Here is a 1190-nt window from a genome sequence, read left to right on the forward strand (position 1 = left end):
GAATTAGGGAGAAAACAATGACAACCCATTTCATTACTGCAGAAATTGACCTCCAAGAGTCCCCTAAGGAACTGCACCAAGCCATTGAAGCAGAACTACAAGAACGGGGAGAACCCCTGCGCTGGGCAGTTACTCATGTAGACCCTGAGCAGGAGAAAGCTACGGTAGAGGCGATTGTGACTAAATCAGCAAATAGTAAGTGAATCAGCGCCCCTATACCGTTGTTTTAATCATTCCTACTGGTGTAGGAGCGTCGATTGGTGGCTATGCCGGGGATGCCTTGCCAGTGGCTAGAGCGATCGCACAAGTTTGCGATCGCTTAATCACCCATCCCAATGTCCTCAATGGTGCCCAGTTGTACTGGAACTTACCCAACGCCTTCTATGTGGAGGGCTATGGCCTTGACAAATTTGCCGCTGGATGCTGGGGATTACGCCCTGTACATCAGAACCGAGTGGGATTACTCCTGGATCAGGGGATTGAACCAGAATTACGTTTGAGACACCTACAAGCAGCAGATGCCACCAGAGCTACCCTAGGACTGAATCTAACCGACTACGTAGTCACAGATGCTCCCTTAAATGTAGAACTGCGCACAGCAGCATCTGGAGCCAGTTGGGGAACAATTGGAAATCCCGATAGTTTATTGCGAGCAGCCCAAGTCCTGATTGAGCAAGCCGGAGCAGATGCGATCGCAGTAGTAGTGCGTTTTCCCGATGACATTGATAGTGAAGCATTGCAAGATTACCGTCATGGCCGAGGCGTAGACCCCCTGGCTGGTGCTGAAGCCATTATCAGTCACTTGATTGTTCGTACCTTTCAAATTCCCTGTGCTCATGCACCAGCATTGATGCCTTTGCCCATCGATCCTAAATTGTCACCTCGTTCAGCAGCAGAGGAATTGGGCTATACCTTCTTACCCTGTGTTTTAGTAGGATTGAGTCGCGCTCCCCAATTTGTCGTCAACCAAAACAATTCCCCCTCCTCCCTTGCTAATCCAGATTCTCAAACTATTTCCTCAAAACCAGGGGACATCTGGGCTGATGATGTAGATGCGATTGTGATACCAGCAACCGCCTGTGGTGGTAGTGCAATGTTAAGCTTTAGCCAGTTGCAAACCCAGATCATTGCCGTTGAAGAAAACCAAACTACCATGGAAGTACCTCCAGAACCTTTGGGAATTAAAGCAA

2 protein-coding genes are annotated in these 1190 nt (G+C 48.9%); both read left to right on the forward strand.

Going from position 1 to position 1190, the window contains the following annotated elements; all coding sequences use genetic code 11:
* Positions 1 to 17 precede the first annotated feature (17 nt).
* Positions 18 to 203 (forward strand): DUF8621 family protein, encoded by a 186-nt coding sequence (locus tag F6K37_RS46010; RefSeq protein ID WP_287257356.1) that lies wholly within the window; start codon positions 18 to 20, stop codon positions 201 to 203.
* Positions 200 to 1190, forward strand: a 991-nt coding sequence (locus tag F6K37_RS46015; protein ID WP_287257355.1) for a DUF3326 domain-containing protein, incomplete at its 3' end; no start/stop codon positions are given. The genes F6K37_RS46010 and F6K37_RS46015, both read left to right, overlap by 4 nt.

The organism is Moorena sp. SIO4E2 (assembly GCF_010671945.1).
Taxonomy (GTDB): Bacteria; Cyanobacteriota; Cyanobacteriia; order Cyanobacteriales; family Coleofasciculaceae; genus Moorena; species Moorena producens.